At 58.0% G+C, this 26913-nt stretch carries 28 protein-coding genes and 3 tRNA genes; 19 read left to right on the top strand and 12 right to left on the bottom strand.

Annotated features, from left to right (window positions below):
• Window positions 1-194: 194 nt before the first annotated feature.
• Entirely contained in the window at window positions 195-1121 is a 927-nt protein-coding gene (locus AB1S50_RS13240) for a hypothetical protein (RefSeq protein WP_367151262.1), read from the bottom strand.
• A gap of 182 nt (window positions 1122-1303) precedes the next feature.
• On the opposite strand from AB1S50_RS13240, the gene AB1S50_RS13235 reads away from it, so the two are divergent.
• The 3 genes from AB1S50_RS13235 to miaE all read left to right on the top strand — a co-directional run bounded on the left by AB1S50_RS13235 (window position 1304) and on the right by miaE (window position 3084).
• Complete coding sequence (locus tag AB1S50_RS13235) at window positions 1304-1597, top strand: hypothetical protein (protein ID WP_367151260.1); 294 nt, start codon at window positions 1304-1306, stop codon at window positions 1595-1597.
• Window positions 1598-1608: 11 nt separating this feature from the next.
• Complete coding sequence (locus AB1S50_RS13230) at window positions 1609-2337, top strand: hypothetical protein (RefSeq protein WP_367151259.1); 729 nt, start codon at window positions 1609-1611, stop codon at window positions 2335-2337.
• A 108-nt stretch (window positions 2338-2445) separates the two neighbouring features.
• Window positions 2446-3084: a tRNA-(ms[2]io[6]A)-hydroxylase gene (miaE, locus tag AB1S50_RS13225; RefSeq protein ID WP_367151258.1), complete on the top strand. Its 639-nt coding sequence runs from the start codon at window positions 2446-2448 to the stop codon at window positions 3082-3084.
• 24 nt (window positions 3085-3108) lie between these two features.
• On the opposite strand, the gene AB1S50_RS13220 is transcribed toward miaE, so the two are convergent.
• On the bottom strand, window positions 3109-3369 hold the full coding sequence (locus AB1S50_RS13220; RefSeq protein WP_367151257.1) for a DUF3081 family protein: 261 nt from the start codon (window positions 3367-3369) through the stop codon (window positions 3109-3111).
• Window positions 3370-3453: 84 nt separating this feature from the next.
• On the opposite strand from AB1S50_RS13220, the gene AB1S50_RS13215 reads away from it, so the two are divergent.
• Both AB1S50_RS13215 and AB1S50_RS13210 read left to right on the top strand, forming a co-directional pair.
• Window positions 3454-3930 (top strand): DUF3429 domain-containing protein, encoded by a 477-nt coding sequence (locus AB1S50_RS13215; RefSeq protein WP_367151256.1) that lies wholly within the window; start codon window positions 3454-3456, stop codon window positions 3928-3930.
• A gap of 185 nt (window positions 3931-4115) precedes the next feature.
• A complete protein-coding gene (locus AB1S50_RS13210) occupies window positions 4116-4748 on the top strand; it encodes a malonic semialdehyde reductase (RefSeq protein ID WP_367151255.1) in 633 nt (210 codons plus the stop codon).
• Here the strand turns inward: AB1S50_RS13210 and AB1S50_RS13205 are convergent, their stop codons facing one another.
• From AB1S50_RS13205 to AB1S50_RS13190, 4 genes are all read right to left on the bottom strand, one after another.
• On the bottom strand, window positions 4749-5201 hold the full coding sequence (locus tag AB1S50_RS13205; protein ID WP_367151254.1) for a DUF2269 family protein: 453 nt from the start codon (window positions 5199-5201) through the stop codon (window positions 4749-4751).
• Window positions 5198-6352 (bottom strand): saccharopine dehydrogenase NADP-binding domain-containing protein, encoded by a 1155-nt coding sequence (locus tag AB1S50_RS13200; RefSeq protein ID WP_367151253.1) that lies wholly within the window; start codon window positions 6350-6352, stop codon window positions 5198-5200. Before AB1S50_RS13200 ends, AB1S50_RS13205 begins: the two co-directional genes overlap by 4 nt.
• Window positions 6353-6429: 77 nt before the next feature.
• Complete coding sequence (locus AB1S50_RS13195) at window positions 6430-7158, bottom strand: UDP-2,3-diacylglucosamine diphosphatase (protein ID WP_367151252.1); 729 nt, start codon at window positions 7156-7158, stop codon at window positions 6430-6432.
• Between the two features lie 22 nt (window positions 7159-7180).
• Window positions 7181-7690 (bottom strand): peptidylprolyl isomerase, encoded by a 510-nt coding sequence (locus tag AB1S50_RS13190; protein ID WP_367151251.1) that lies wholly within the window; start codon window positions 7688-7690, stop codon window positions 7181-7183.
• 219 nt (window positions 7691-7909) lie between these two features.
• Here AB1S50_RS13190 and AB1S50_RS13185 point away from each other — a divergent pair, with 219 nt between their 5' ends.
• From AB1S50_RS13185 to AB1S50_RS13135, 11 genes are all read left to right on the top strand, one after another.
• On the top strand, window positions 7910-9583 hold the full coding sequence (locus AB1S50_RS13185) for a glutamine--tRNA ligase/YqeY domain fusion protein (protein ID WP_367151250.1): 1674 nt from the start codon (window positions 7910-7912) through the stop codon (window positions 9581-9583).
• Between the two features lie 51 nt (window positions 9584-9634).
• Window positions 9635-11008 (top strand): cysteine--tRNA ligase, encoded by a 1374-nt coding sequence (cysS, locus tag AB1S50_RS13180; protein WP_367151249.1) that lies wholly within the window; start codon window positions 9635-9637, stop codon window positions 11006-11008.
• Window positions 11009-11214: 206 nt separating this feature from the next.
• Window positions 11215-11403: a DUF3012 domain-containing protein gene (locus AB1S50_RS13175; RefSeq protein WP_367151248.1), complete on the top strand. Its 189-nt coding sequence runs from the start codon at window positions 11215-11217 to the stop codon at window positions 11401-11403.
• A gap of 14 nt (window positions 11404-11417) precedes the next feature.
• Window positions 11418-12845, top strand: a complete 1428-nt coding sequence (locus tag AB1S50_RS13170; RefSeq protein WP_367151247.1) for a Wadjet anti-phage system protein JetA family protein — start codon at window positions 11418-11420, stop codon at window positions 12843-12845.
• Window positions 12838-13662 carry a DUF4194 domain-containing protein gene (locus AB1S50_RS13165; protein WP_367151245.1) on the top strand — a complete coding sequence of 275 codons (825 nt, stop codon included), beginning with the start codon at window positions 12838-12840 and terminating at the stop codon, window positions 13660-13662. The genes AB1S50_RS13170 and AB1S50_RS13165 overlap by 8 nt, the downstream gene beginning before the upstream one ends.
• Window positions 13652-17278: an ATP-binding protein gene (locus AB1S50_RS13160; RefSeq protein WP_367151244.1), complete on the top strand. Its 3627-nt coding sequence runs from the start codon at window positions 13652-13654 to the stop codon at window positions 17276-17278. The genes AB1S50_RS13165 and AB1S50_RS13160 overlap by 11 nt, the downstream gene beginning before the upstream one ends.
• Window positions 17279-17282: 4 nt before the next feature.
• The gene (locus AB1S50_RS13155; protein WP_367151243.1) at window positions 17283-18530 is read left to right on the top strand and encodes a hypothetical protein; all 1248 of its coding nucleotides are present in this window, start codon (window positions 17283-17285) and stop codon (window positions 18528-18530) included.
• Between the two features lie 149 nt (window positions 18531-18679).
• Window positions 18680-19129 carry a hypothetical protein gene (locus AB1S50_RS13150; protein WP_367151242.1) on the top strand — a complete coding sequence of 150 codons (450 nt, stop codon included), beginning with the start codon at window positions 18680-18682 and terminating at the stop codon, window positions 19127-19129.
• A gap of 318 nt (window positions 19130-19447) precedes the next feature.
• A complete protein-coding gene (locus AB1S50_RS13145; protein WP_367151240.1) occupies window positions 19448-19918 on the top strand; it encodes a GAF domain-containing protein in 471 nt (156 codons plus the stop codon).
• The gene (locus AB1S50_RS13140; protein WP_367151238.1) at window positions 19894-20658 is read left to right on the top strand and encodes a spermidine synthase; all 765 of its coding nucleotides are present in this window, start codon (window positions 19894-19896) and stop codon (window positions 20656-20658) included. Before AB1S50_RS13145 ends, AB1S50_RS13140 begins: the two co-directional genes overlap by 25 nt.
• A gap of 100 nt (window positions 20659-20758) precedes the next feature.
• On the top strand, window positions 20759-21214 hold the full coding sequence (locus AB1S50_RS13135) for a hypothetical protein (protein ID WP_367151237.1): 456 nt from the start codon (window positions 20759-20761) through the stop codon (window positions 21212-21214).
• A gap of 339 nt (window positions 21215-21553) precedes the next feature.
• Here AB1S50_RS13135 and AB1S50_RS13130 read toward each other — a convergent pair whose 3' ends face one another.
• The 3 genes from AB1S50_RS13130 to folD form a co-directional block, all read right to left on the bottom strand.
• Window positions 21554-22576, bottom strand: a complete 1023-nt coding sequence (locus AB1S50_RS13130) for a class I SAM-dependent methyltransferase (RefSeq protein WP_367151236.1) — start codon at window positions 22574-22576, stop codon at window positions 21554-21556.
• 74 nt (window positions 22577-22650) lie between these two features.
• On the bottom strand, window positions 22651-23355 hold the full coding sequence (rsuA, locus tag AB1S50_RS13125; RefSeq protein WP_367151235.1) for a 16S rRNA pseudouridine(516) synthase RsuA: 705 nt from the start codon (window positions 23353-23355) through the stop codon (window positions 22651-22653).
• Window positions 23356-23360: 5 nt separating this feature from the next.
• A complete protein-coding gene (gene folD / locus AB1S50_RS13120) occupies window positions 23361-24206 on the bottom strand; it encodes a bifunctional methylenetetrahydrofolate dehydrogenase/methenyltetrahydrofolate cyclohydrolase FolD (RefSeq protein ID WP_367151234.1) in 846 nt (281 codons plus the stop codon).
• A gap of 314 nt (window positions 24207-24520) precedes the next feature.
• Here folD and AB1S50_RS13115 point away from each other — a divergent pair.
• From AB1S50_RS13115 to AB1S50_RS13105, 3 genes are all read left to right on the top strand, one after another.
• A tRNA-Pro gene (locus tag AB1S50_RS13115) sits at window positions 24521-24597 on the top strand.
• A gap of 15 nt (window positions 24598-24612) precedes the next feature.
• Window positions 24613-24689: transfer RNA gene (locus AB1S50_RS13110), tRNA-Arg, on the top strand.
• A gap of 150 nt (window positions 24690-24839) precedes the next feature.
• Window positions 24840-24915 (top strand) — tRNA-His (locus AB1S50_RS13105).
• A gap of 24 nt (window positions 24916-24939) precedes the next feature.
• Here the strand turns inward: AB1S50_RS13105 and AB1S50_RS13100 are convergent.
• From AB1S50_RS13100 to AB1S50_RS13090, 3 genes are all read right to left on the bottom strand, one after another.
• Window positions 24940-25920, bottom strand: a complete 981-nt coding sequence (locus AB1S50_RS13100; protein WP_367151233.1) for a site-specific integrase — start codon at window positions 25918-25920, stop codon at window positions 24940-24942.
• Window positions 25921-26021: 101 nt separating this feature from the next.
• Complete coding sequence (locus AB1S50_RS13095) at window positions 26022-26240, bottom strand: DUF4224 domain-containing protein (RefSeq protein ID WP_367151232.1); 219 nt, start codon at window positions 26238-26240, stop codon at window positions 26022-26024.
• 167 nt (window positions 26241-26407) lie between these two features.
• On the bottom strand, window positions 26408-26860 hold the full coding sequence (locus AB1S50_RS13090; RefSeq protein WP_367151231.1) for a hypothetical protein: 453 nt from the start codon (window positions 26858-26860) through the stop codon (window positions 26408-26410).
• Between the last annotated feature and the right edge of the window lie 53 nt (window positions 26861-26913).

The following is a 26913-nucleotide window of genomic DNA, read 5'->3' as shown; positions in this document are numbered from 1 at the left end:
CGATTCCAACTGCACTGTTGTGAAAAGAGACTCCTGAAAAACATCCATACCGCGCACTGAACCAAAATCCTCTGTGGGTTATCGTTTTCCGTATTGTATCTAACCCAATGTTCTCAGGCGACAAAATCAACAGCCTGCTAGGGCTGCATCGAAAGCAGGTCACCCGCGGTAGCGGAATTGGAGCCCATGCCACCTCAGTGGGTTTGCCGCAGAAATACCCTCAGTGCCGGCAGGAAAGGCTCCCGCCCCAGGGCCAGGTCCCGTCGCTGCCGGCGCTGCCCGGCGCCGGGCTGGTGGTCCACCCGGGTGAAGTCCGGCAGGCTGCCAGCATCGTCGCCGAGCACCAGCACCGGCATGGCCCCATAGCCAACCTGCCGGTAGTCGTCCCCACTTTTCGTACGAAAAATTTCCGCCACCTGCAGGTTGGGGCGACTTTGAACCTGTACCTGGCGCAGATCCTGGTACTGGGAGTGCTGCATCTCCCCCAGCAGCTGCAACTGGTACTGAATGCCGGCGTCCGCGCCAGTGGGGTCCAGCTGTATCAGTTTCTTTTCACACCACTGTGGCGAAACCTTGCGGATCGACTTGCGCGCCTTGACCCAGCTGAGGGCAATGGCATGGGGCTGGCGGGGACACACCAGAACCTGTCGATAACACTGGCGCAAGTGGGCGCGGGGGTAGCCCGCCGCCACAAGCAGATCGCGCAACAGGCGGTCCCGCTCCGGTGACGGCAAATGGCCCAGCGCGCGCCGGTAGTCCGCAACCGCCCCGGCAAAAGCCTCTTTGTCCCGGTTCAACTGAGTGGCTTTGCGGATGGTGCCGGCGGGCACCGCCAGCAAACCGGGAATCTGCAGTGTGACACGGGCATCGCCGGCCTCCCCGGATTGGCCACTGTGGTCCAGCTGTGCGAACAGGGCCCCGGCCAGGGCGAAAGGCGCAGTAAAGGTGACGTCGAGCCGATTCGCTGCCTCCACCGCAAAAGGCGGCTCAAGCAGGTAGGACTGCCAGGGCTTGGGTGACTCCTGCAGATTCTCCATGGCCGTGCGCAGCACGGCAGCACTGCGGTGGAGCTCTTCCAGGCGAGCGCTGACCTGTGCAGCCAGCCGGTGGGTTGTGCGCATGGTGTTATCCGGCGATGTCCACATTGAAATAGCATTTGTTCAGCAATCCCATCGGTGACTCCCAATGGATTGCCGCCCTAGGAGGTTGTTGAAAAAGGCATCCTGCCTGTTTCAAAACACGAAAAGCGAAAAATGTGATTTCCACTTTTCTTCCAAAATCAACGACTTAGGCGTCGTCGATTTTGCCGGAACATCCATATTCCGGTACCAGGCGTCGAAATTCTGCGAATTTCAACCGCCTGTTAGAAACCTGGGTGATCATGCAAACTCCTGAATTCTCAATGGTCGGCATCGGTTTTCCGCCTGCAGGCTGCAAATCCTTGCTTGGCGTCGATCCCGCAGTCTATTTGGCTTTTAAAATAATAATACACTTATTAAGCCGTTATCATCTTATTAATTTTCAATCCCCAACAATCGCTAACCATGGCAGTGCGACGCTCTCTCCGAAACTACTGCCGGGACCGGTTGCCGCCTAACATAGGGCACCATGAACCGTTCAGAATTCAGGGACTCCCTGTTGCGGGTAGTGAAACACAAGGAACACTGGGCCTGGCCGGCGTTTGTCCGGGGTCAGGTAGCGAGGGCACTCTTGCCTATTCATCTGCAGCAGGAGTATGCCACCTATGTACGGGATTTCCCGGTCCTCCTGGGGCGCGCCTATGTGCAGTGCGGACAGCGCCAGGCGCGCCGGATACTGGCGGAACGCCTTTTCGAGCTGGAGACCGGCAGCTTGAGTGGCAGCGGCCCCCACGAGGACTTGTTCCTCGCCTGTCCCCGGGCCCTGGGGATGAATATGGCGCGTTTCCAGGAGATCACTCTGTTGCCCAAGGCGGTTGAATTTCGCGCGGTACTGGATAGGGCGACCTGCGATCAGGGGTGGGAGGTGGCGGCTGCCGTCACCATCCTGTTCCTTGAAGGTTCGGAAGGGGAGTTGAGTGAAGCGCCACTTGGACGCAGGCCTATACCGGTCAGGCCATCACACCAGTCTCCGTCACGACGGCGGTCAGATACGGCTGCGGCGCTGACGCGGGCCGGCTGTGCCCTGGCGGGACCCAGCCGCAGGGAGGCCTGGCATCTTATGTTGGATCTGGTACCGGAAAATGCCCGCCCAAGGGTATTGCAGTGGATGGGGCTGGTGTCCCGTGGCTGGCAGCATTATCGCGACGATGTGGCCAGGGCATGTGGACTGGCGGATTCCGCCTCTGTGTCCCGTTGAGGCGGTTTACCCCGGCAATGCTGAAGCTGCTGTGACTGCCATTCAGGTGCCGCCGCCGGTATAATCCCGCCACGCTCAGCCCGCAGTATTCAATCCCCTGGAAGCAGCATGAACCCCCAAGTGCCCGATCTGTCCGCCATCCACGAATTTCTGCTTTGTCCGACCCCGGATGCCTGGGTGCAGGCGGCGCTGGCACAGCCGGAGTTGATGTTGGTGGACCATGCAAACTGCGAAAAAAAGGCCGCTGGCACCGCGCTAAATCTGATGTTCCGCTACCTGGACAACTTTGAGTTGTTGCACAAAATGTCCCGTCTGGCGAGGGAAGAGCTGCGTCACTTCGAACAGGTGCTGGCAATTATGCAGCGGCGGGGTATCGAGTACCCGCATATCAGTGCCTCCCGCTATGCCGCCGGTCTGCGGGCAGAAGTGCGCGGCGCAGAGCCGGGCCGGCTGATCGATACACTGATCTGTGGTGCCATCATAGAGGCGCGCTCCTGCGAGCGCTTTGCCCGTATCGCGCCGCTGCTGGATGAGGAACTGCAGGATTTTTATCTGTCGCTGCTGAAATCCGAGGCGCGCCATTTTCGCGACTATCTCCACCTGGCGCAGCAGGCGGCGGCCGGCGAGGATATAGCACCGAGGGTGCAGCAGCTGCTCGAAGTAGAGCGGAAGCTGGTACAGGGGGATGACGGGGACTTCCGTTTTCACAGCGGCGTGCCGGTGAACGGGGCTCGGGAAAGCCACTAGCCGTGTATGGCTGGGGATGCCGGTTCAGGCACGGTCCACGATTGCCAGCAGGTGGATAAAGTCCTGCAGATCCCGCGCATTGCCACAGTCTACGGTGTACTTGTTGTGAAAGAAGATGGTCAGTTGCACTTTCCCTGAAGAGATAAACACCGTATAGCCATCGAAATCGGTACTTACCGTCAAGCCGCGGTAGTACCAGCTACCATCGCGTTTTTCACCCTCCCGGGTCACTTTGTCGAACACCCGCAGTGCCTGCTTGACGTCGATTTTATGTTCAGTTTCCAAGCTGCCACCGTTCCCATTTGCGCTAAGATTATTTTTCCGGTCCCGGTTTCCCGAGGGTGTTTGCAACCTGTCAGCTTAGCGCATATGAGTCAGTACCGCGAACCCAAAAAACCAGCGACGAAATCGACCAGACTGTTTGATTTGCTCGCTTACACTGGCATAGGTCCTTTCGCGCTGGGGATCTGGCTCGAAGTCACCGGGGAAAACCTGGGTGGTATTGACGGTGGTTTCCTGTTTGCCGCCTACAGTGCCTGCATCCTGAGTTTTTTGTGCGGCATTTGGTGGGCCGCTGCGCTGAACCGCGCCGACCATCCCCACCGGCTGGCCCTGACTTTACTCAGTAACCTGGTGTGCCTGAGTGCCTGGCTGGGGTTATTGGTTTACAGGACGCCCTGGGGTCTTGCGATACTGGCATCGGGCTTTGCTTATATGCGCTGGGCGGAGGCGCGGCTCAATCCCAACGGGCGCCAGTTGCGGGGTTATTTTAAGACCCGCAGCCGCGTCACCTATGTGGTGATCGCCTGTCATCTGTCGATGTTGGCGCTGGAGGTGTGGCATTGAAATCCGGGGCTAAAGTGGCTTGGCAGCGGGGACATCACTGTTGCCGCGTCGCACATCCGGACTGAGAAAAGCTTTCCCCCGGCTTTTCTGCAACCTGTTAATTGGTGAGGATGCCCCGGGCGAAAGCCAGTCGCCGTATCGGTTTGGTTGAAAGTGGTGGAATGGATTTTATTTGGGAGAAAGATATGGCCGATGAGATTTCTTCTACAGCTCGCGATCAGCTGTTCTGTAACGCGCGCACTCACAGTCACTGGCTGGACAAGCCGGTTGACGACGCCACTCTGCAAAAACTCTACGACCTGATGAAGATGGGGCCGACCAGTGCCAACTGTTGCCCGGCGCGGTTGCTGTTTCTGCGCAGTAAAGAGGCCAAGGAGCGACTGAGGCCGGCGTTAAACGAGGGCAATATCGCCAAGACCATGGCGGCGCCGGTGACCGCCGTCATTGCCTACGATATGCGCTTCTACGACTATCTGCCGAAACTGTTTCCCCACACACCCGCGCGGGACTGGTATCTGGACAATGCGGAACTGGCGGCCGCCACGGCATTTCGCAACGGCACTTTGCAGGGGGGGTATTTTATTATGGCGGCGCGCGCTCTGGGCCTGGACTGTGGCCCCATGTCCGGCTTCGACAATGCAATGGTGGATCTGGAGTTTTTCCAGGAACCGGCCGAAGGGGCCTGTTTTCAGCAGGAACATCTTCCGGAGAGCCCGATCAAGTCGAATTTTCTCTGTAACCTGGGCTATGGCGATCCGCAATTGCTGCATCCGCGCAGTCCTCGGTTTGAATTTGACGAGGTCTGCAAAATACTCTGATCACAGTGCCGGCTTGGCCACCATCAGGTAGACGATAGCGATCATCAGAGGCAGGGCACAGGCCCCCAGCAGGCACCACATACCCATGATAGGAGTGGTATCGATTTCGCCGGGCCTGGCGCTGGCTTTGCGTAATCGGTATTGCAGTGCCAGCACTGGTAGCCACAGCAAGAACACAGCGGCTGTCAGCACCATAGCCAGATGCAGCCAGCGCTGGTGCAGCCAGGCGGGATTGCTGATCAGCATGCCCGCCGCACTGGCGAGTAGCAGGAGACAGGCGGTGGCTGTAAACAGCCAGTCCGCGATTACGGTTTCACGGCTGATCCAGCTCAGAATCCGCCGGTCTCTGCTCTGCCAACCCCTTAACGTATACCAGGCAATTCCGATACCGGTGCCGAGAACCACCATCGCGCTGAGCACATGCAGGGTTTTGAGCACCAGATAGGTATTCATACCCTGTTGGCCCCTTTGCGGGCCAATTCAGCGGGGGTCTTTTTTTGTGTGGCGGTGACCACAGAGTAGGGCGCCAGTTCGGCCAGAATGTCCTCCAGTGTAAGCAGTTGCCAGCAGGTATGGGCGCCCTGAGCCGGTGCCTGCCCGGATAGAAACTTACGCGCCAACGCTGCGGCCGGCGCCGCCGGTATCCAGGGCCCGTCGGCGTTCAGGCCCAGAATTTGCCACTGATAAGTGCAGGGCATACCACTCCCGTCTCTGCCGCTAATAAGAACTTTCATACCGCCATGGGGCGAGCCGCCGGGCCACCGGCTCGCCAAACTTCCGGCCAGCCGCGCCAGCCGGGGTGTAGTGGCGGGCAGGTTCAGTCGCGCCAGCCGGGCGCAGAGGGCCAGTCCCAGTTGCAGGGCGCGGGGCTGTACCCCGGTGCCGAAGCGCACCGAACTCAACGCCGGTAACTGGCGCGGCCAGAGTTCCAGGTCGGGCACGTCGAAATCGCACACATAGCGCCCACCTACCGGATGGGCCAGTCTGGTATGTCGCAAACTTCCTCCGGCAAAAGTTTCGTGCCAGCGGTCATCCTGCAACACCGGAAAACCCCGGCCGAGAGACTCAAAGCCGGCGCGCACCGTGGCCGGTCCGCGGGAGATTCGATGGGCCGGCGCGATAACGATGTCGGCAGTGTGGATTTCCGCCAGTTCCCGCTGCGCCTGCTGCAGGACGGCGGAGCTGAGGGCTGACAGGCTGCTGGCCCCGGATACCAGGGTGACTCCGGCCCGCTGCGCGGCATTGGATAGGCGTGGAAAATCGCATACGAAGCGGCGTGCATCGGCGATATCGATATAGGGGATGCGGGCATCGATACAGGCGCGCGCCACCCGGTAGTCCTGATTTTGAAAGGGCCCGGCACAGTGGATCAGCAGATCCAGATGCAGGTCTTCAAGCTGAGCGCTCAGGTTGATGGCGTCGCGCTGGAGCCTCAAGCTTTCGGCGGAAGTCGGCAGTCTCGAGGCAGTCTCCGCCGCCTTCAGCTTGTCCCGTCCGGCGATGATCAGGTGGAGGGCGGGATCACTGCCCAGCAGCTGCGCGATGCGGGAGCCAAAGGTGCCATAGCCGCCCAGGATCAATACGCGCTTGTTCAAGGTTTTCACGACCGGTGCGGCTCCCGACTCACTGCATCCCAGTGTTGTTCTTTATGCCACAGCGACAGGCAGATTGGGTGCTTCGCTTATCTTGCCGTGGGCCAGTGGATCAGTTCAAGGGATTTCTGGTCGGCTTTGACGCACCAGCCCAGCTCGCCCCAGTCCCCCAGCACGATACGCTCAGCAGCCTGGCCATCCACAGTCAGTTGATGGCGCCCGGGTCGGTGGGTATGGCCGTGGATCAGGGTGTGGACCCCGTAGCGGCGCATCGCGGCCTCCACTTCCTCCGGGGTGACGTCCATGATGTCTTCCGCCTTGCGGCTGTTCATGGTTTTGGAAACTGTGCGGATCTGTGCGGCGATCCGGCGTCGCTCCTCCAGCGGCTTGGCCAGCAGTGCCTGCTGCCAGTCGGGGTCGTGGGCCTGTTGGCGAAAGGCCTGGTAGTCCCGGTCGCGGGTGCAGAGGCTGTCGCCGTGCATCAACAGGACCCGGCGGCCACCCAGAGTGGCTAGGCTCGGATCCTGCAGCAGCAGGGCCCCGGAGCGCTGGGCGAAGTCTTGGCCGAGGAGAAAATCCCGGTTGCCGTGCATCAGGTAGACTTGGGCACCGGTGTCGCTGAAGCGCCCCAGCTCACTGGCCACCCGGGCAGCCAGTGGGGCGTCGTCATCGTCGCCGATCCAGACTTCGAAGAAGTCTCCCAGGATATACAGGGCTTCCGCGCCCGCCGCACGCCGGCGCAGGAAGTCGCAAAACGCGCGGGTGACGTCCGGGCGGCTCCCGTCCAGGTGCAGATCGGAAATCAGGTAACTGACCAAGGTGCCCGGCCTGACTACTAGGTTATTTGTCGGTATAGGCGTCGGAAATGGTTATGCCGGTAATCTCGATGGTTTCCAGCGGGACATCCTGGTGAAACCCTTTGTTGCCGGTCTTGACGCCTTTGATTTTGTTGACCACATCCATGCCGTCCACCACCTTGCCAAATACACAGTAGCCCCAGCCCTGTGAGTCTTTGCTGCGGTAGTTGAGGAAGTCGTTGTCCTTGACGTTGATGAAGAACTGGGAGCTGGCGGAGTGCGGGTCCATGGTGCGGGCCATGGCCAGGGTGCCGGTCTCGTTCTTCAGGCCGTTATCCGCCTCATTCTCGATATTTTCGCGGGTGGGCTTCTGCTCCATATCGGCAGTCATGCCGCCGCCCTGGATCATAAAATTGTCGATCACCCGGTGAAAGACGGTGCCGGTATAGAAGTCATCGCGGCAGTACTGCAGAAAGTTGGCCGCAGTCTTGGGTGCCTTGTCGAAGTCCAGGTCGATGGCGATATCGCCGTGAGTCGTGTGTAGGGTGATCATAAACTGTCCTTTGGGCCCATTTAGGGGCGGCATGATACCTCTTCAGCGGTAGCGGTAAAATGGCAATCTGTGCGGATAGTTCGGAGCGTTCAAAAAGCGATCAGTCCGGGCATGCCTCCGGTGCACGCCGCTGCAAACTGCAGGATGGGCCTGACGTTTCCCCCCTCAACTGGGCTATAATCCGGCGTTTACATTTGCAAAGCTGTAACAGAGATTAGCATGGCGTCCGAGAGCAAACCCGCTCACTTTCTACAGAATCTGATTCGCGATGACCTGGCTGCGGGCCGGATTTCCCGGTTGGAAACCCGCTTCCCGCCGGAACCCAACGGCTACCTGCACATTGGGCACGCCAAATCCATCTGCCTGAACTTTGGTTTGGCACAGGAGTTTGGCGGCAGCTGCAACCTGCGCTTTGATGACACCAACCCCGCCAAAGAGGAGGGGGAATATGTGGAGGCGATCAAGCGCGACGTCTCCTGGCTGGGCTTCCAGTGGGCCGGCCAGGTGAAGTACACCTCCGACTACTTCGACCAGCTATACCAGTGGGCGCTGTACCTGATTCGTGAGGGCAGGGCTTATGTGTGTCATTTATCCCCCGAGGATGCGCGCCATTACCGTGGCACTCTGACTGAGCCAGGTACCGACAGCCCTTACCGCGATCGCGGAGTGGCGGAGAACCTGGAACTATTCGAGCAAATGAAAAACGGTCTGATAGAGGAGGGCGGGTGCAGCCTGCGTGCCAAGATCGATATGGCGGCGCCTAATATTAATTTGCGCGACCCGGTGATCTATCGCATCAAGAAGATGGCACATCACCAGACCGGCGACAAATGGTGCATTTATCCCAGCTACGACTTCGCCCATGGGCAATCCGATGCCATCGAGGGCATTACCCACTCCATCTGCACCCTGGAGTTCGAGGACCACAAGCCGCTTTACGACTGGTTTATCGAGCATCTACCGGTTCCGTCACGCCCGCATCAATACGAGTTTGCGCGTCTCAATCTCAGCTACACCGTGGTTTCCAAACGCAAGCTGAAACAGCTGGTGGATGAGGGGCATGTGGACGGTTGGGATGATCCCCGTATGCCGACCCTGTCGGGAATGCGCCGACGCGGTGTCACTCCGGCGGCAATTCGCAATTTCTGTGACATGATCGGCGTGACCCGCTCGGATTCGGTCGTGGATGTGAGTATGCTGGAATACGCCATCCGCGACGACCTGGACAAGAATGCGCCGCGGGCCATGTGCGTCATGCAGCCGCTGAAGGTAACCCTGACCAACTATCCCGAAGGGCAGATGGAACAGCTCACTGCGCCCGGGCATCCGGCGCGTGAAGACCTGCCCGTGCGGCAACTGCCGTTCACCCGCACCCTGTATATCGAGCGGGAGGATTTCCGCGAGCAGGCCAACAAAAAGTACAAGCGACTGGTGCTCGGCAAGAAGGTGCGGCTGCGCAACGCCTATGTAATCCAGGCGGATGAAGTGATGGTAAACAGTGCAGGTGAAATTCAGGAAATCCACTGTAGCGTGGATCTGGACACACTGGGCAGGGATCCGGCGGATGGCATAAAACCCAAGGGTGTGATTCACTGGGTGTCCGCGGAAAAAAATCTGGATTGTGAAGTGCGCCTCTACGATCGCCTTTTCAACCAGCCGGCACCCGATGCCGGCGGCAGGGATTTCCTCCAACATGTCAACCCGGACAGTTTGCAGCTGCTGCGCGGCTGTAAGGCGGAGATCGGTTTGGCCGACGCAATGCCCGAACAGCCCTACCAGTTTGAGCGCAACGGCTATTTTTGCCGCGACAATCGAGTTGGCACCGCCGGCGAACCCGTGTTCAACCGCACTATCGGCCTGCGGGACTCCTGGGCCAAAGAGCGGGATAAGTAGCCGGGGCGCCCGATACACATCTACGAAATAAACGGAATCTGACAGAGAGCAATGTCCCTACAGGTCTACAACACATTTTCAGGTACCAAGGAAGTTTTCCAACCCCTGCAGCCGGGGCGAGTGCGTATGTATGTGTGCGGCCCCACTGTGTACAACCGGGTACATATTGGCAATGCGCGCCCAGCGGTAGTGTTCGACACCCTTTACCGGCTACTGAAAAGGGAATACGACGATGTGATTTACGCGCGCAATATCACTGATATCGACGACAAAATCATGAAGGCCGCGCGCGATCAGGGCGAGGACATCGGTGTATTTTCACAGCGTTTTGCCGGGGCCTATGCCGAGGATATGGCCGCCCTCAACAATCTCCAGCCGGATGTAATCCCATACGCCACCGGGCACCTGCCGGAAATGATTGCCATGGTGGAGTTTCTGATTGAAAAGGGCCACGCCTATGTGGCTGAAGGACATGTATTGTTTGCGGTGGAGTCCATGCCCGAATACGGACAACTTTCCCGGCGGTCGCTGGATGACATGCTGGCCGGCGCCCGGGTGGAGGTGGCCCCCTACAAAAAATATGCCGGCGATTTTGTGCTGTGGAAGCCGTCCCGGGATGACGAACCGGGTTGGGACAGCCCCTGGGACCGCGGCCGCCCCGGCTGGCACCTGGAATGTTCGGCGATGATCAAGAAGCACCTGGGGGACACCATCGATATTCACGGCGGTGGTCGGGACCTGACTTTTCCACACCACGAAAACGAGCGCGCCCAGAGCTGCTGTGCCAATGGTGTGGATTTTGTGCGCTACTGGATGCATAACGGCTATGTGAATATCAATGGCGAGAAGATGTCCAAGTCGCTCGGCAACTTCCGCCTAGTCCATGATTTGCTGCAGCAGTATCCCGGCGAGGTGCTGCGCTTCGCGCTTTTGTCCGCGCACTACCGCTCGGAGCTCAATTTCAGTGGCGAGTTGCTGGATCAGGCCTGGCGCAGCCTGGATACCCTCTACGGTTTTCTGCGCGATGTGGAGAACATCGACGCGGCCGCAGCAGAGCTGGACGGCACCGCTTTCCTGGCGGCACTGCACGATGACCTCAATACCCCCGTAGCCATCAGCGAATTGCACCAGATGGCAAAGGAGCTCAACAAAACACAGGCTTCCGAAAAGCCGCAGCTAAAAGGTGCACTGTTGCGTGCCGGTGAGATGCTTGGCCTCTTGCAGCAGAATCCCGAGACCTGGTTCCAGCAGGCGCGGGGTGGCGAGGAGGTGTCGGCAGAGATGATTGAACAGCTGATTGCCGAGCGCCATCAGGCCAAGCGGGACAGGAATTACGCCCGCGCGGACGAGATTCGCGAGATACTCAAAGGCAAGGGTGTGGTACTGGAAGACAGTCGCGAAGGCACCAAGTGGCGCCGGGAATAGACCGGCGTCTTGCGGGCATGCCGGTGGCAGCGACAAGGTAAATTCATCGATTGGATTGTTGCCCTTTAAATGCTGCGCTACGGCGCCCGATGGCTTGATAGTTAATGGCGTGTGCCGCTCTTTGCTTGGCCTCACGCCGTATGGATCCGGCAGTCTGCTGGCCGGGCCAGCAGTAACAGCAAGATAACAACAGAGGGGGTTGGCCGATGAGCAGAGTCTGCAGTTTGGGGCTGGCGGTGCTGGCAGTGGTTTTTCTGACGGCCTGTGAGCCCAAGCGGGGTTCCGATGCCTGGTGCAAGAAAATGGATGAAGTGCCCAAGGGGGAGTGGACCCTGGAAGATGTAGGCGATTACACCAAGTACTGCGTGCTGAACCAAAAACCCGAAGGCAACTGATTGGGATCATCCTATTGTTTTTTAGTGGTTCCCACCAGCATTTCTTTCGCCCTCTCACCGGCAAATACCGGGAACAGGTGGTAGAGTGTCTGCGCCTTCTCTACGAGCGCCTCTATACGGCCAAGGCGGATTACGGCGAGTCATTGACGCGCGAGCAGATTCTGGAAATTTTCGCGGAGGCGCTGACCCGCGCGCCGCAGCTCGACGGCGATGACGGCAGCGACTCGGAGAGCCGCTTTCGCAACCTGCGCGAACAGGCCCTGTGGGTGCTCAACAGCCTGCTGGAATACGGCTGGCTGGAAAAGCAGGTGGACAGCGCCACACTCAGCACCGCCTATCCTTTCAGCCGCCGCGGCCGCCTGTTTACCCAGCCACTGGTGGAAATCAACAGCACCCGCGTGCGAACGCGCCATCGCAATACCCGCAATACCCTGAACGCACTGGAGGCTTTTGCCAGCCGCGGCGAGGTTCACGACCTGATCGATGCCTGGGAGTATTCAGAGCGCATCGTCGCAGATTTTACCGATATGATCGCCGAACTGGAGGAGCGCAAGCGGGAACTGGTGCGCGAGGTGGAGGCCCAGCTGCTGGTGCAGCAGGCTACTGACGAGTTTTTTTCCTTTATGGAGAGCCGTTTCCAGCCGGATCTGGCGATTCGCCTGTCTGCCGACAGTGTCGAAAAGCACCGCGATGCCATAGGGCGGGTGATAGGCCGTATTCGGCGCAAGGGCCGCGAACGCAAGGCAGCCTGGGAACTGAAGCTGCGCCAGCTGTTACCGGAGTTGGTGCAAGAGGGCCGTTCACTGTTGTGGCTGATGCTCGATACCATTGAGGACCGGATGCGCAGGGCCTGTGAAGTCAAGCTGCCGGCGTTGCGCCGCTCGCTGCAGGCGTTCACCAAGCGCGCCGATATTATTATCCGCCAACTCAGCTTTCTTACTAATCAGAGAGAGGGCGGCTTCGCGGATCTCTGTCAGCGGCTGGGCAGTGCACCGCAGAGCGGTGCACTGCTGACACAGCTGGGGGATCAACTGGCTGCTTTTCAATTGCGGCTGTTCGACCCTAAACAAACCCAGTTGTGGCAGCGCCAGCGCCGCGCCCCGGTAAATACCCGCGTGGCAGAGGATGTGCCGCTGGAGAATGACAGCCGCCGGGACATCCTGTTGCAGCAGATGCTGGATCAGGCGTTCAACTTCAACAGCGGCGATCTGCGCGATTATCTGCAAAAAGCTCTGGGGCGTGGGCGCCGCGTCAGCAGCCGCGATCTGCCATTGCACGACGCCCGCGACCTGCTCGCCATGAGCCATGCACTGGAGTCCGCTGCAGTCGGCCAGGCAACCGGTTCCGCCGGCCTGACGGTGACCTTTACCGGCGAAGTAGCGAGCAATGATTATTTCGCACAATTGGACGAATACTATCTCGAGTTGAAAGAAAGTGATTGAACAGGCACTGGAAGAAGCACTGCGGGAGTGCCGTGTTACCCGGACGGAGTTTTCCGAACTGTTGGTGCGGTTGCTGGACTACGGCGTCATATGCCGGGACGAGAGCCAGATAGAAGGGTTACTGTACGACCGCTTCCAGCGCTGTGAGTCGCTGGTGCGGGAGTGGCTGGGGCCACTGGGCCTGCGTCTGCAGCACGACGGGCGTTTCCAGTTTATTCGCTTGTATCCGCCGGGCGCTGAAGTGCCTGGAATGGCCGACCAAGAGGAGCCGCACCACGGAGGGTTCCGCGCGCGCCTGTCCCAGCAGGAAGTGGCGGCGATACTGGTGCTGCGTGTCGAATATGACAAGGCGCTGAGGGAAGGGCAGGTGGATGATCACGGCTGTGTCGCCCTGAACCTGGAAGCCCTTGAGCTGGGTCTGCGCAACCTGTTGAAAATGTCGCTGCCGGAGCGGCTCGCGGAGCGCAGGGGTCTGTTGAAAAGGCTGCGCCAGTTGCGCCTGCTGCAATACAGTGATGACGATAGTCAGACCGCTGCCGATGTGTTGTTGCGTGTGCGCCCGACCATAGTACGGTTTGTCACCGAGGAGAATCTGCTCCAGCTGCTGGACGGTGCGGACCAGCCGCACCCGACCGGCAACAGGGAACACAGCGAAAGCGAAGGTTCCGCTTTGGCCCAGGGGGGGAGGTCGGCGGAGTCGCCGCAGAGACTGACTCCAACAGTGGGGGACCACAGCCTGTTCAACCCGGCTGCGGACGCCGACAGCGGAGGTGGCGGGGAGGTCGCGGAGTTGGAGGAGAGCGACAGTGTTTCTTAAAAAGCTGATTCTGGTGAACTGGGGCAACATACCGCAACTGGAGTATGAATTCGGCCCCATCAATCTGTTTTCCGGTGGCAACGGCTCCGGCAAGACCACTGCGGCGGATGCCATTCAGGCGTTGATGACGGCGGCCCACGATACGCTGTTTAGCTTCAATCCGGGGCAGGATGAAACCACCCAGCGGGGGCGGGGCGGCAAGCAGGTGCGCACGCTTGCATCCTATGTCCTGGGCTGTGATGACGGCAGCTACGCGCGACTGCAGCCTACCGATTGCTATATCGCCGGAGTTTTCTATCCCACCAGCGGCGAAGAGGGCGAGCCCTTTACGGCGGTGATGGCTATTCGGGCACATCTCGATCGCAGCGCCAAGCCCGCCCAGGCGCGCCAGTCCGAACTGCGTTTTTTTATCCTCCCCGGTGAGCAGCTCTCGCTCGGTGATTTTATTCGAGACTACAAAGACGGCCGCCACCTTCTGCCTCTGGACAAGTTTTACGGCATTGTCAGCAAACAGTTCGAGAAGGTGGAGCAGTACGATAAGAAAAAGGCCTACCTGCGCCGGCTCTACGGAGCCATGCGGGGCCGTCGCGACGCCGTGCCGGACCGCGAGGCGATCCATGCGGCGCGGACCTTTTCCAACTTTATGGCCTACAAGCCCGTCAAAAGTATCAACGACTTTGTGGCCCAGGAAGTATTGGAAAAGCGCGACCTGGGCGAGGCCATTCGCTCTGTCTCCGAACTGATGAAGACTATCCACGGGATGGAGCAGGAGGCGCGCCAAATCGTCGAGCGCGTTGCGTCCCTGGAACAGATCGCCAATTCTGCCAATCTGTATCGCGAGCAGTGGCTGCAATTGCGGGTGCAGGAATATCTGCATACCCGCCACCGGCAGATGCGGGTGCAAAAAACCTATGTGGCCGGCAAAAATGCTCAGCGACAGTTGCGCGCCGATCAGCAGAACAATGAACGCGAGGCGCGGCTGGCAGAGGAGCGGGTCGAGCAACTGGGACAGGAACTGGTGAAGTTGCAGGCCCAGCGGTTGGGTATTCCCACCCTTCGCACCAAGGATGAGTTGGAACAGCGTATCGCCCGCGCCCAGCAACAGCTTTCCGCCCTGGGTACCTCGCTGTCGGCACAGCAGTCTATCTGGCGACGCAACCGCCAGGCAGCCGGTGAATTGTTACAGCTGTTGACGGAGACCAGTGCCGAGCTGGAAATTTCCGCCCTGCGCGATCCGGGTTTACTGTCCCAGGTCAGGCAAGTGTGCCGCGAGGACGAGCTGCCTGATTTACACAAGCTACTGGGCAAGGATTGGATAGACCTGGCGGCCCTGGAAGCCATGCGAGCAAACGCCGTGTCCACCGACAGCCTGCACGGGCAGCTGTGCGGATCGATCGACAGCGCTGCCGCAGACCAGCTGCCGTTGCGGGAGCAGATCAATCAGCAGGCCTCCCGAAGGGATCTAAGGGTGCAGCAGCTGCAAAAACAGCTTCAGGCACAGGAAAACCGGATCTTGCATCTGCGCGCCAACCGGGTCCGCTATCCCCAGTCGGTGGAACAGGCTCTGGCGACCATTCGCGAACAGTGTCCGCAGGCTGATCCCCGCGTGCTATGCGACTATATCGAGGTGCTGGACGAGCGCTGGCAAATGGCGGTAGAAGGCTATCTGGGCGGTGCGCGCTTTGCCATCCTGGTGGAACCGGAATACGAGGCGGCTGCCATCCGGATAGTTCGCGGCCTGACGGGGCGGAACAATCGCGCGCGCGTGGTGCAGGGAGACAGGGCCAGGCGCGATGCCGAGCGCAGCGATCCGCCCAAGGGCTCCATCGTTGAATTGATGGAGTTTAACCACCGCACGGCCGAGTATTATTTACGCGCCTCCTACGGCTCGGTGATACAGGTGCGCGACGAGCAGGAATTGCGCGGCACCCGGCGCGGACTCACAGCCGATGGTCTGGCCAGTGGGAATTACAGTATGTGGCGCTGCGACATCGATGACAGCGACCTGGTGTTTGGCCAGGGCGCGCGGACGCGGGCGCTGGCGGCCCAGCAACAGGCCCTGGAGCAGCTGTTGCAGGAGGCCGGCCAGGTCAACCAGCAGCTGCAGCTGCTGCGCCGTGTGGCGACAGCGCTGGGGGAACTTGCCCCGCCTTCCCTGCAGGTCCAGGTGGACGCCGCTCTTGCGGCACAGCGGGATTGGCGCAGTGCCGAACAGGGGTTGCAGAATCTCGACCTGAGTGATAGCGGCCTGTTGGAGCAACAGCTGGCGGAAGTGAAAGCGCAGCAGCAGGCGCAACAAAAAAACCATGCGGGTCTGTTGCAGGATGCGGGCAGGCTGGAGCGGGACCTGGACAATACCGCCAAACAACTGAAGGTGCTGGCGGACGACCTGGAAAGGCTGGGGGAGGCGCTCGACCACAGCGAGGGGGCGGTGCGCAGTATCGCCCAGATACACCCGGATTTCGACGTCCAACAGGCACTACAGCAGGCGGATGACCAGGCCGCACAGGCCGGGGACAGGTTCGATTTTGGCGCTGATATCGAGCAGTGGCAGGGGCTGTTGGAAAAATATTGCCGCCAGCTGGACCGGGGGGTAATGGATCACAACGCCTCGACCACGGCCGGCGATGCTCTGGCATTCGAACCGGATTACGGCGATGGTCACGGTGAAGCGCTGTTCAAATTGGTGTGTGGGTTACACAGTCAGGTTGAGGCCTTGCGCAACCGACTGAAAAACAACCTGCTGGTGGATCGCCACGAGCAGTTACGGGGGCTGAAAAAGTCCTTCAACACCACTTTCGTGACCCATTTGTGCCATGCCATCTACCAGTCCATCAACGACGGCAAGCGGGTTCTCGACGATCTCAACAAGGAACTGGAATTCCATCGTTTTGGAGCCGACCGCGAGCGCTTCCGCTTCGACTATCAGTGGGTACCGGAATTTCGTGAGTACTGGGGCTTCTTCAGGGCCGTGATCGACCTGCCCAACCTGGGGGAAGAGCAGAGTCTGTTCGATGCCGAGCTGGAGCCGCGCCACCGGCAGGTGCGCGACAAGCTGCTGGCGATGTTGCTGAGTGAGGACGAACAGCTGGCCCGCCGCGAGCTGGACCGTATCAGCGACTACCGCAACTACCGCAGTTACGAGATCTACAAGGAGCCGGAGGGCAAGGAACCCATTGCCCTCAGCCAGTATGGCACCGGATCCGGCGGCCAGCTGGAAACCCCCGCATACATCATCCGTTCCGCCGCAGTGACGTCCGCCTTTCGCTTCAACGACGGCAATACCCATTTGCAGATGGTGCTGGTGGATGAGGCCTTTTCCAAGATGGACGAGGTGCGCTCCCGGGAGGTGATCCGCTACCTGACTGAAACACTGGGCTTACAGTTGCTGTTTATTATGCCCAGCAGCAAGTCGGGACCCTTTATGGACCTGATCTCGAACCAGTTCGTGTTCAGCAAGTGCCCCAGCCCGCAGCCGGTGGGGGAACTCCACACCCGCGTCTATGTGGATCGCAAGGTCTGCAACCGGGACAAGATCGCCGCTCTTTGGGCCAATCACCGCCGCGCCATTCGCCAGCAGGTATCGCTGGATTTTTTGGAACTGGTGGAGGGGTGAAGCTGTGGACCCGGAGGAAGATCGCCGCTTACTGCAAGAGTTGCTTAATGAGGACATTGTTCGCGCATTGCTGAGCCTACTGCTTGACCAGCGCGACCGTCAAAGTAGCGCTAATAGAGAAACAGTTCGCGACTTGATTCTCAAGCGACCGGATGATGTTCGCGGTGCGCTCCGACCGCTGATCAGTAAGTTCTTTGAGCCACAACGTGGCGGCGATGAGCAAGTTTGGAAGGAAGTGGAGGATTTCGCGCGTTCGAGTGGCTTGTTTGAAATCGTCCCAGCACGCAAAGCCCCGGGCTTTGGCGAGCCCCTTTGGCTGAATAGCCGTGTTCGGTGGTTGGTCGAGTCCGAGCCACGCCTGCGAAAACTACTGGGCCGACCGTTGAAGATTACACCGGCAGACGATTGGGAGAGGGCCGTTGCTGCAGTTGCGGCGGACTGTCGGGCTCTGAGCCAGCTGTTGGAACTTCCCTTGGCGGTTCCCGCCGGTTTTGCGCGTCCGGCGGTCTCTGCGATAGAGGCGTATGTCGATTGCTGGGCTTCCATTCCCAAGATCCTTCAGTCCGCTGAATCGATAACCTGGCGTCAGTTGTCCGCATTGGCATTTAATGGGGATTCCAAATTTTTGGAAGCGTCAGAAACCCGATTGCGACTTTGTCGCGAGATGTTTCCGGAGTTGGTTATCAAGCTTAAAGAGCGCCCACTACTGGTTCATATCCATCTCCCAGCCGATCTGTGCCAAGTGCTGTTTGTCGAAAATCAGGATACCTTTCTCGCGCTGGCGGTGGCGCCGCCTCCTTCGACGGCAATTGTTTATTCGCAAGGGTTCAAGGGTACTGCGAGGCGCTTGCGGGACAGAGACAGTGTCGTTTTCTGCAGTTTGGGCTCAGGCCATGGGACGGGGGACAATCTAGAGGCATTCAAGAGCGCTTGGTTTGCCATCGGGTCGGAGCAACACCAGGAGCCATCGCTGCCGGTGCTTTTTTGGGGGGACCTGGATTATGCTGGATTGAGTATTGCCGCCCGGTTGCGGGTTCAATTTCCTCATCTTCAGTGCTGGGTGGAGGGGTATGGCCCTATGGTGGCTGAGTTGAAGTCGGGGGGTGGGCATCTTCCCATACAGGCTGGCAAGCAGAATCAGGCAGAGCCTTGTGGTGAAGCTTTGTGTGAATACGGCCGAGAGATCCTGCTGCCGGTGCTGCAGCAAACAGGGCGCTTCGTGGATCAGGAATGGTCCAGCGTGGGCGCTTAACGATTGCCGGATCAAGCCAGGCAGGCGGGTAGGGATGTTTCAAAAATGCCGACTCTGTACTTGCACCGGCCAGCTGCCATAACCGAAGATGTTGGACTGTCAAGTTGACCACCGATTGGTAGAGTCGCCTTAGGGGATGGGGAAGAGGTATGCGTCAGTTTTCGATGTTGGTGATAGTTGCGGTGATATTGGGTGGCGCCGCCATTCTGTATGAACAGGAAAGTCGCAAGGTCAAAGGGGTATTGACCCAGCTCACCGAGTTGCAGGCCCAATTGGGTGATTTGCAAGCCGAGGTAACTCGCCTCAACGGCGAACTGGAAGCGGCGAAGCTCGCCTGGCGGCGTCAGCCCAGTCTCAGGGCCAGGGCCCGGCCAGACCGGCGCACCGCCCCGGTGCAAATCCCGCCCAGCCAGGGGCGCGAGGCCAGCCCCGGCAGTGAACGGAAATTGATCGCATCGGATGTGACCACAGCGCCACCGGTAATCCGCCGCGATGAGGAAGACGAGGACCGGGGGGAGTGGAGCCGCCCTACCGTGGACGCGGAGGAATACCAGGGACAGAACGGTGATGACGCTTCCACAGTGGACCCCTATCAGTAAAATTGGCCCCTGCACGCCAATGCCGGTCCCAATAGGGGCCTCACAAAGAAGCAGTTTCAGCAACTTTGCAACACAAAGAGCTATGGTCTGAAAGTAGGCGATAGGGGCACTATTAACCCGGTAACTAAATAAGTTGCCCGGTTAATGCGGCACAGAGGTGACCACCGCCGGGCAGAGGCCGGCGTGAGCCATTGAACAGCCAGCAATTCCGCGTAATTGCGCAGGTTTTTTTAAGGGCGACAATTGGCTCGATGAGGGATCATCTATTGGATTGCCGGGTCAATGGTTTTATTTGTCATTTAGTGAGAAAGGCTCAGAATGTCCAGCAACGAATTTTACACTTCTCTCAACGCGCAACTTGAGGGCCTTCTGTCCGGTGAGCGCGACTGGCTGGCCAATACTGCCAATGCCAGTGCCCTGTTGTTTATGGAACTGCCTGAAATCAATTGGGCAGGTTTTTACTTTCTCCACGGTGACGAGTTGCGGGTTGGCCCTTTTCAGGGCAAACCCGCCTGCACGCGGATCCAGGTCGGTACCGGGGTTTGCGGCACCGCAGTGGCGAGTGGCAAGGCGCAGCTGGTACAGGATGTAAACCAGTTTCCCGGGCATATCGCCTGCGATGCGGTGTCCGTTTCCGAGGTCGTGATTCCGCTTTATGCCGGCAACCGCTGTTTCGGTGTATTGGATGTGGACAGCCCCAGGCTGGCCCGCTTCTCCAGTGACGACCTCGCCGGCCTCCAGGCATTCGCACAGATCCTGCTCGATTGCTCCGATCTTCCTGCGTCCTGATGGCGCTGCTGTGGCAAAAACACCTCGGTGGTGACTTGTATCAGGTGCGCAGCCACGGTGCCAGCGTTCGTTTGTACAGCAACGGAGTGCTTCACTCGCAATGGAATCCCCGGGACCCATTGAAGGGTAGCTTGTGGGAATTGATGTTACTGCCGGTATTCTTTCTGCCCTCACAGCAGATCCGCTCTATCTTGATGCTGGGCGTGGGGGGCGGCGCCTTGATTCTCCTGCTGCAACGGTTTCTCGACCCCACTGAAATCATCGGTGTAGACATAGATAAGATGCATCTGCACATAGCGCGACGCTATTTTGGTGTGAGCGGTGTTCAACTGGTCCACGACGACGCCGTCCGCTTCGTGGACTGCCTTTCCCGTTCCCCCCGGCGTTTTGACCTGGTTATCGACGATCTCTTTGGCCATGGCAGAGGAGAGCCGGAGCGGAGTGTCGCTGCCGATCTTAGCTGGTGCAAGCGACTGTTGGGGCTTACCGAAGTCCATGGCCTGCTGGTGGCCAATTTCGGCAGCCGGCGGCAGCTGCTTGCCAGTGGCTGGCGGCAAAAGCCACTACGCGACCAGCTTAAGGGAAGCTGGTCCGCCGAATTACCGGGCTACGAGAACAGTGTGATTGCAGTGAGCCGTCAGCCACTTTCTATCCATCACCTCAAGCAGCGGGCCCCGGCTGCAATAAATCCAGCCAATCCGGCGAGGAGACTGACCGGTCTTTTACGGCGCCTGCGTTGAGCAACCGGTTTTCCTGTACCTGCCCCAAGCTTCACTTGGCGTTTATTGTTACTGCATGTCTATACTTTGTTTTATCAGGATGCTTTTCTGGTAAGTCCCGATGCGCTACAAAACTGTGGAAGATGTCATTCAGGAAGGCAAGGATTTTCATGCAAAGCTCGCCCGCCAGTATGGGGAGTACGAGCAGCTGGCGACGGACAAGCGTGTCGAATTACTACTGGATCAGCTTCACCGCCGCGAGGACTCCATGAAGCACTCGCTGGAGAATTTCCGCCAGGATATCTCCCCCGGTGCCCTGCATACCTGGGTTCAGTTTGCACCTGAGGGGCGGGAGCCGGAGTTCCTGCAGCGGGCGCGCAACCTCAACGTCAACGACCTGGAGGGCATCGCCAAGCTGGCCATGGACATCGATATGTATCTTTCGGATCAGTACCGGGACCTGTTGCAGGGTGCGGATACCCCTTCGGCCAAAGACGCTTTCCAGCGGCTGCTGGAACTGGAGGAACTGGAGGAACACGCGCTCTCCATAGATCTGTTCAATTTGCGTGATTATTAATCCGGGCACTTATTCAGTTGCCGGATCAATATTCGCAGCTTGCTGAAAATAGCCATTCCTGGCTTATTTCAGCCAGGCTTAGCGGCCTCAACCTGGCTGTTCGGAACAGCAACCTGCAGGTAAGGTCTTTTCAGCAACCAGTTGGCAGTAATGTAGGGCTTGCAACCGCAAGCCATTTTCTCTAACTGGTTGTCGAAATTCGAAGAATTTCGACGCCTGGTGCCGGAATATGGATGTTCCGGCAAAATCAACGACGCCTAAGTCGTTGATTTTGGGAGAAAAGTGAAAATCACATTTTTCGTATTTTGAAACAGGCAGGATGCCTTTTTCAACAACCTGCTAGTGGTTGGCAAGCCGATAAACACAAAAGCCCTGTGCTTTGCAGAGGAGCTTCACCTCGGCGTAAAACTGTTTGGCCTTGCGTGCCAAAGGTATAAACTCGTTGACCACGAACAAAGCCTGCCCCCTATCGCAAAGCAGCCGTGCGCTCTGTTGCAAAAAGCGATCCGTCAAGTCACCCTCCACCTGGAACCCCTGGTGAAATGGTGGATTGCAAACCAGAAAATCAGCGATATTTGCTTCTAGGTCAGCACCGGCGTCCGAGGGTACCACCACCCCCTCGATTTCCAATAGCTTGAAATTCCTCTCACAGGCCAGCAACGCCGCGGCATTATTGTCTGTGGCGGTGATATGGAAGTTGCCGAGTTTTTTCAAGCGGCTGCTGAGATAACCGTAACCGCAGCCCAAGTCTACGATTCGTGCACCGGTTGGTGGCAGGTACTGCTCGAATCGAGTCGCCAGCAGATCACTGCCTATATCGATTTTGTCCCAGCCAAACTGCCCCGGTTTGCTGATCAGGCCACCCAGTGCCGGTGGTTTTCTCAATTCCGGGTAGTTGTCGTCATCGAGCGTTTTACCAAGCTCCGCATCGCTATTAAATAGGCTGACACTGATGTAATCACTGCCACACTTGCGCAGCTGAGGAGCACAGCCAAAAAATGCGGCTGATTTGGACGCATGAGACTTGATGCCGCTCCGTTTGCTGCCAAGCATTTTCAGTTCACTACCCTGGCCAAGCACCGAAGGGCAGCAGTTGATAATGTGGTGCACTACCGCTTTTTCCTTCGATAGCGGGTAGACAACGGATCGGTAGCGCCGGCTCAATTCGTCTAAGCGAAAGTCGTTGAAAAATGTGCGCGCCGTTTGGTGCTCAGAGAGTTTGGCAATGTCCCATCGGTTGGTTAACAGATCACCGTGAAAATCCAACCCTTGTACCAGTAATGGCTTGCTGTTTTCATCCGCAATCCACAGGGTCTCGGACGGGTTTTGCTGCAGGAGTTGTGTAAGTAAAGCAAAAGTCATTGGCGAATTGGTTTCATTTGTGTCGGCTGGGGCCCTGCGGGTACCGCCATTTCGTCGGGTTTGACATCGGCAAGCTATTGAATGGAATTGACCTCGATTTCCGTCAGTGGCCGGTAATCACCCTCGGCCAGTTCTTCGTCCAGTACAATGGTCCCGATGCGCTCACGGTGCAGCTGTAATACCCGGTTGCCGAGCGCGGCGAACATGCGCTTTACCTGATGATAGCGCCCCTCGCTGATGGTGAGGCGCGCCTCCTTCATAGACAGCGCCTCCAGCTGTGCCGGCCTGGTACGCTTTTGTTCTCCGTCCAGCCAGACACCCTTGGCGAATTTGTCCGCCGCATTCTCTGCGATACTGTCCGCCAGGTGCACATGATAGACTTTGTGGTGATGATGCCGGGGGGAGGTGACCTTGTGGGACCACTGTCCATCGTCGGTGATCAGTACCAGGCCGGTGGTGTCGATATCCAGCCGGCCCGCCACATGCAGCAGGTGTTTGTTGGGCTCGTCGATCAGATCCAGCACCGTGGGGTGTTCACTGTCCTTGCTGGCACTGACGTAGCCCAGAGGCTTGTGTAGCATAAAATAGCGAGGCCCCGGTTGGCTCAGCTGCCTGCCGTCAAGGCATAGAATGTCCTCATCCACCACTTTCGTGGCCGGGTTGGTGATAATTTCCCCATTGACGGTGATGCGTCCGGACTTGGCCGCGCGCTTGGCGTCCGCGCGCGACAGGTTGGTCACCTGGCTTACCGCCTTGTCCAGCCTTATAGTCTGGGGCAACGGCGTCAACCGATCTTGCGTTCGCCCGAATCCACCGCCTGGTAGATCAGCGTGTTGATGGTCATGGGCCCCACACCGCCCGGAACCGGTGTATAGGCAGCGACTCTATCCAACAAGGGGGCGAGTTCGATGTCACCGATACCGCCGGAGTGGTAACCGGCGTCCACAACCACCGCACCGTCCGCAACCCAGTCCGCCTTGATAAACTCGGGCCGGCCAACTGCGCCCACCAGAATATCGGCACGGCGGACGTGATCGGCCAGATCCCGGGTATGTGAGTGGCAGGTGGTGACCGTGGCATTGGCGTTCAGCAGCATGGCCGCCATGGGCTTGCCGAGAATGGGGCTGCGCCCGACGACCACCGCGTGCTTGCCGGCCAGCTCAATGTCATAGGCTTCCAGCAGGCGCATGATGCCCTTGGGGGTCGCACAGCCGTAGGCCTTCTCATCCATTGCCATCCGGCCGAAGCCGAGGCAGGTGACGCCATCCACATCCTTATCCAGCCGGATCGCATCGAAGCAGGCGCGTTCGTTTATTTGGGATGGTACCGGGTGCTGCAGCAGGATTCCGTGGACATTGGGGTTGCTGTTCAGCTCCTCGATTTTGGCCAGCAACTGCTCTGTAGTGGTCGAGGCCGGCATTTCCACCTGTAGCGAATCCATGCCGATCCGGCGACAGGCATTGCCTTTCATCTTGACATAGGTGGCCGAGGCCGGATCGTCACCTACCAGTATGGTGGCGAGAATCGGTGTCTGGCCGCCGCTGCTCTCCTTCAGTTTCGCAACCCTTGCGGAGAGTTCCTGTTCGGTTTTCTGTGCCAGGGCCTTGCCGTCCAGAACCAATGCAGACATAGGAATTTCTCTATCAGTCAGTGAGCCGTAACCACCCTGCGGGGAATGGCGGGGCGGCAGTGGGAGTATCGTCACGCCCACCCGCAGGTCGGCAGACCTTGCCAAAAGCGGGCTATTTTCGCACAGCGGGCCGACAAAATCCCACCTCGCCCGGGATTCCATACTCAGGGCTAAACTATTGTAAAAAGAACAGCTTAGCGGCGTTGACTCCCTCCCGGGGCGCAAGTATCATGCGCGCTCTCGACGGGAGGTGACAGCCGACCAAAGAGATCGCGGAGGGTGTTTGTAAAACTCCGTTGCCAACTTGGTAGATTCGGGGCATAGCGCAGTCTGGTAGCGCGCCTGCTTTGGGAGCAGGATGTCGGGGGTTCGAATCCCTCTGCCCCGACCAGGACAGGGTTGCCTAGCGCCCGTAGCTCAGCTGGATAGAGCATCCGCCTTCTAAGCGGATGGTCGCAGGTTCGAGTCCTGCCGGGTGCGCCATTCTTTCGGAATGGTTTCAGGTAGATGACGCTGATCTGGCAGTCTTGATTCAAAGTTAGTGCTTAGTCTGGTCCCCCTGCACAGACGCTAGACATACAAGCAGGGTGTGAGTCGGCGTTGCCACAAGGCGCTGAACTAGACAAATTGATGGTGGCTGTAGCTCAGTTGGTAGAGCACAGGATTGTGGCTCCTGAGGTCGCGGGTTCGATCCCCGTCAGCCACCCCAATATTCCCCATCTAAATCAAAGACTTACGAATCCTCTTGATCAGAAGACACCTTGTCTTTCTCGTCTGGGTGCCAAACCGTGGTGCCAATTCTGGCTTTATTCAGTGTGACTACTTGGTCAGGAGTGCGATTGTAGTGCTCTGCCATGGACCTTGTTTTGTGGCCTGAGAAGCGCTGAGTATCACCTTCAAAGTCAGAAATGGATTTGATCTTGAGATCATGGAACCGGAATCGTTTCTTGATTACGTCGCCTTCCAGAGCTGCGCGTTGCTCTCTTTGCCAAACAGCGTTGAACCCAGTGCGGGTGTAGCCTCGGCCGGTACGACCTCGAAGTATGTGGGGAGTCTGTATTTTGGCGTGAGTGTTCGTTGAAAGAGCCAGATCAATCGCCTCCCTTAGACGGGGCGACCACAGTTTGATCTGCTGCTTCCCAGTCTTAGCTTGAATGATTAATAAACCTTCCTCTCGTATATGATTTTTGGAGAGGGCGAGAACATCTTGTTGGCGCGCAGCGCACAGGTAGGCTATCTCCATGGCGCACTGGTGCATGACATGCCCTTTGGTACCTAGATACTTCCAAAAAGCCTCGTACTCCCAGTCCTCAACGTAGCGACCTCCAGGGCTCTCTGGCATCGGCTTAACCGCATCGCAGGGGTTGCTGATATTCACCAGCCCCCGACTTTTCCCCCAGGTCATAACAATTCCAAGGAATGTCTTCTCGCGATTGGCCGCAGTGGGATGTTTTGACCCACGGGCATCCATAAACATTTGAATAAGAGGGGAGGTAATTGCATCTGGGTCCATAGCGCCAAATACTTGGCGGATACGCTTACTGTAGCGATCATAGTCCCGCTGGGTACTGGGCTTTAGGTGCTGCGTATACTGCGGGGATGCGAAATAGAAATCTATCAAGTCATTAACAGTAGCGTCAGTGGCTTGTTGATTGGTTTGCCAGCGTTCATACGCTGCCCATACTTCAGATCGACTGGCATCACTATCGGCCAAGTGTTTAATGGTGTACCCACGTCGGCGTACTCGGTAACCTCGCGGGTACCGAACTACATAGGGGGGCATCCAATTATTTTCGGGCTTCCTGCGTCTTCCCATTAGCTCATAGTCTCCAGGTTGAAGCCAGCGGGGAACCTTTTATCGTTTGACCGTGTGGCCAATTTGGCTTGATTGACCATGGTCCAGGTAACAACCGGTGTACCATTTTTGCGTCGTACGTAAGGAATCCGATTCTCCTCAAGTACAAGCTTTTGAAGGTCTGAAGACGTAGCACCGGTCAATCTGCACAATTGGGCGTCGGTTAGTATCTCGCTCATCGTTCTATCCTGTAAACACTGGCGTGATTAAATCTGCGCCTACCTGCAAACTTTCGCGTTATCGCTCACACGCTTTGCCTTCATTCTTTAAACAGGGCCCCTTACTGGCGGCCCTAACGGTTACTGCTGACTGAGTGCGCCGGGGCGCTGGATAAAATGGATTACTACTAGCGTGTTCCAAAATCGTCTTTGACCCTGGTGATTATTTTTCTGTTGGCAGGGATATGGTGTTCACTGTAGGGCGACGCTTGGTCAATGTGTTCCTCAAAATATGCAAGGCAGGCTTCAAATCCGCCATTGTCACTGAGCTTGGCTAATTCCTTGTAATGGTTCCCCTTCAAAATGAGGCGTAAACTGTTATCCTCAAATGTGGGGGAATACCCGAGAATGATAATTGCTGTTTCTGGTCCACTAACAAACAATGGCTTATTGTCCAGTTGCAGGTAGTAGTGTTTAGTTTTTGGTTGTTCTTTTTTCTCAGGACAGCCGCCATTCAATTGGACAACCCGATTGGCTGCATCTTCAAGGCTTGAGTGATCCGAATCCGGTTCCCACTGACCATCTGGCTTATAGAATCCAACGGTCCAAAGTTCGGATTCCATTTTCTTATGAACGTACATGTCCTTCTCCTTAATTTAAAATTCGACTGACTTATAATTACCTCTGATTAAAA

The sequence above is a fragment of the Microbulbifer discodermiae genome, assembly GCF_040742695.1.
GTDB lineage: Bacteria > Pseudomonadota > Gammaproteobacteria > Pseudomonadales > Cellvibrionaceae > Microbulbifer.
Note: the sequence above shows the minus strand (reverse complement) of the source record. Positions and strands in the feature narration are given on the sequence as shown.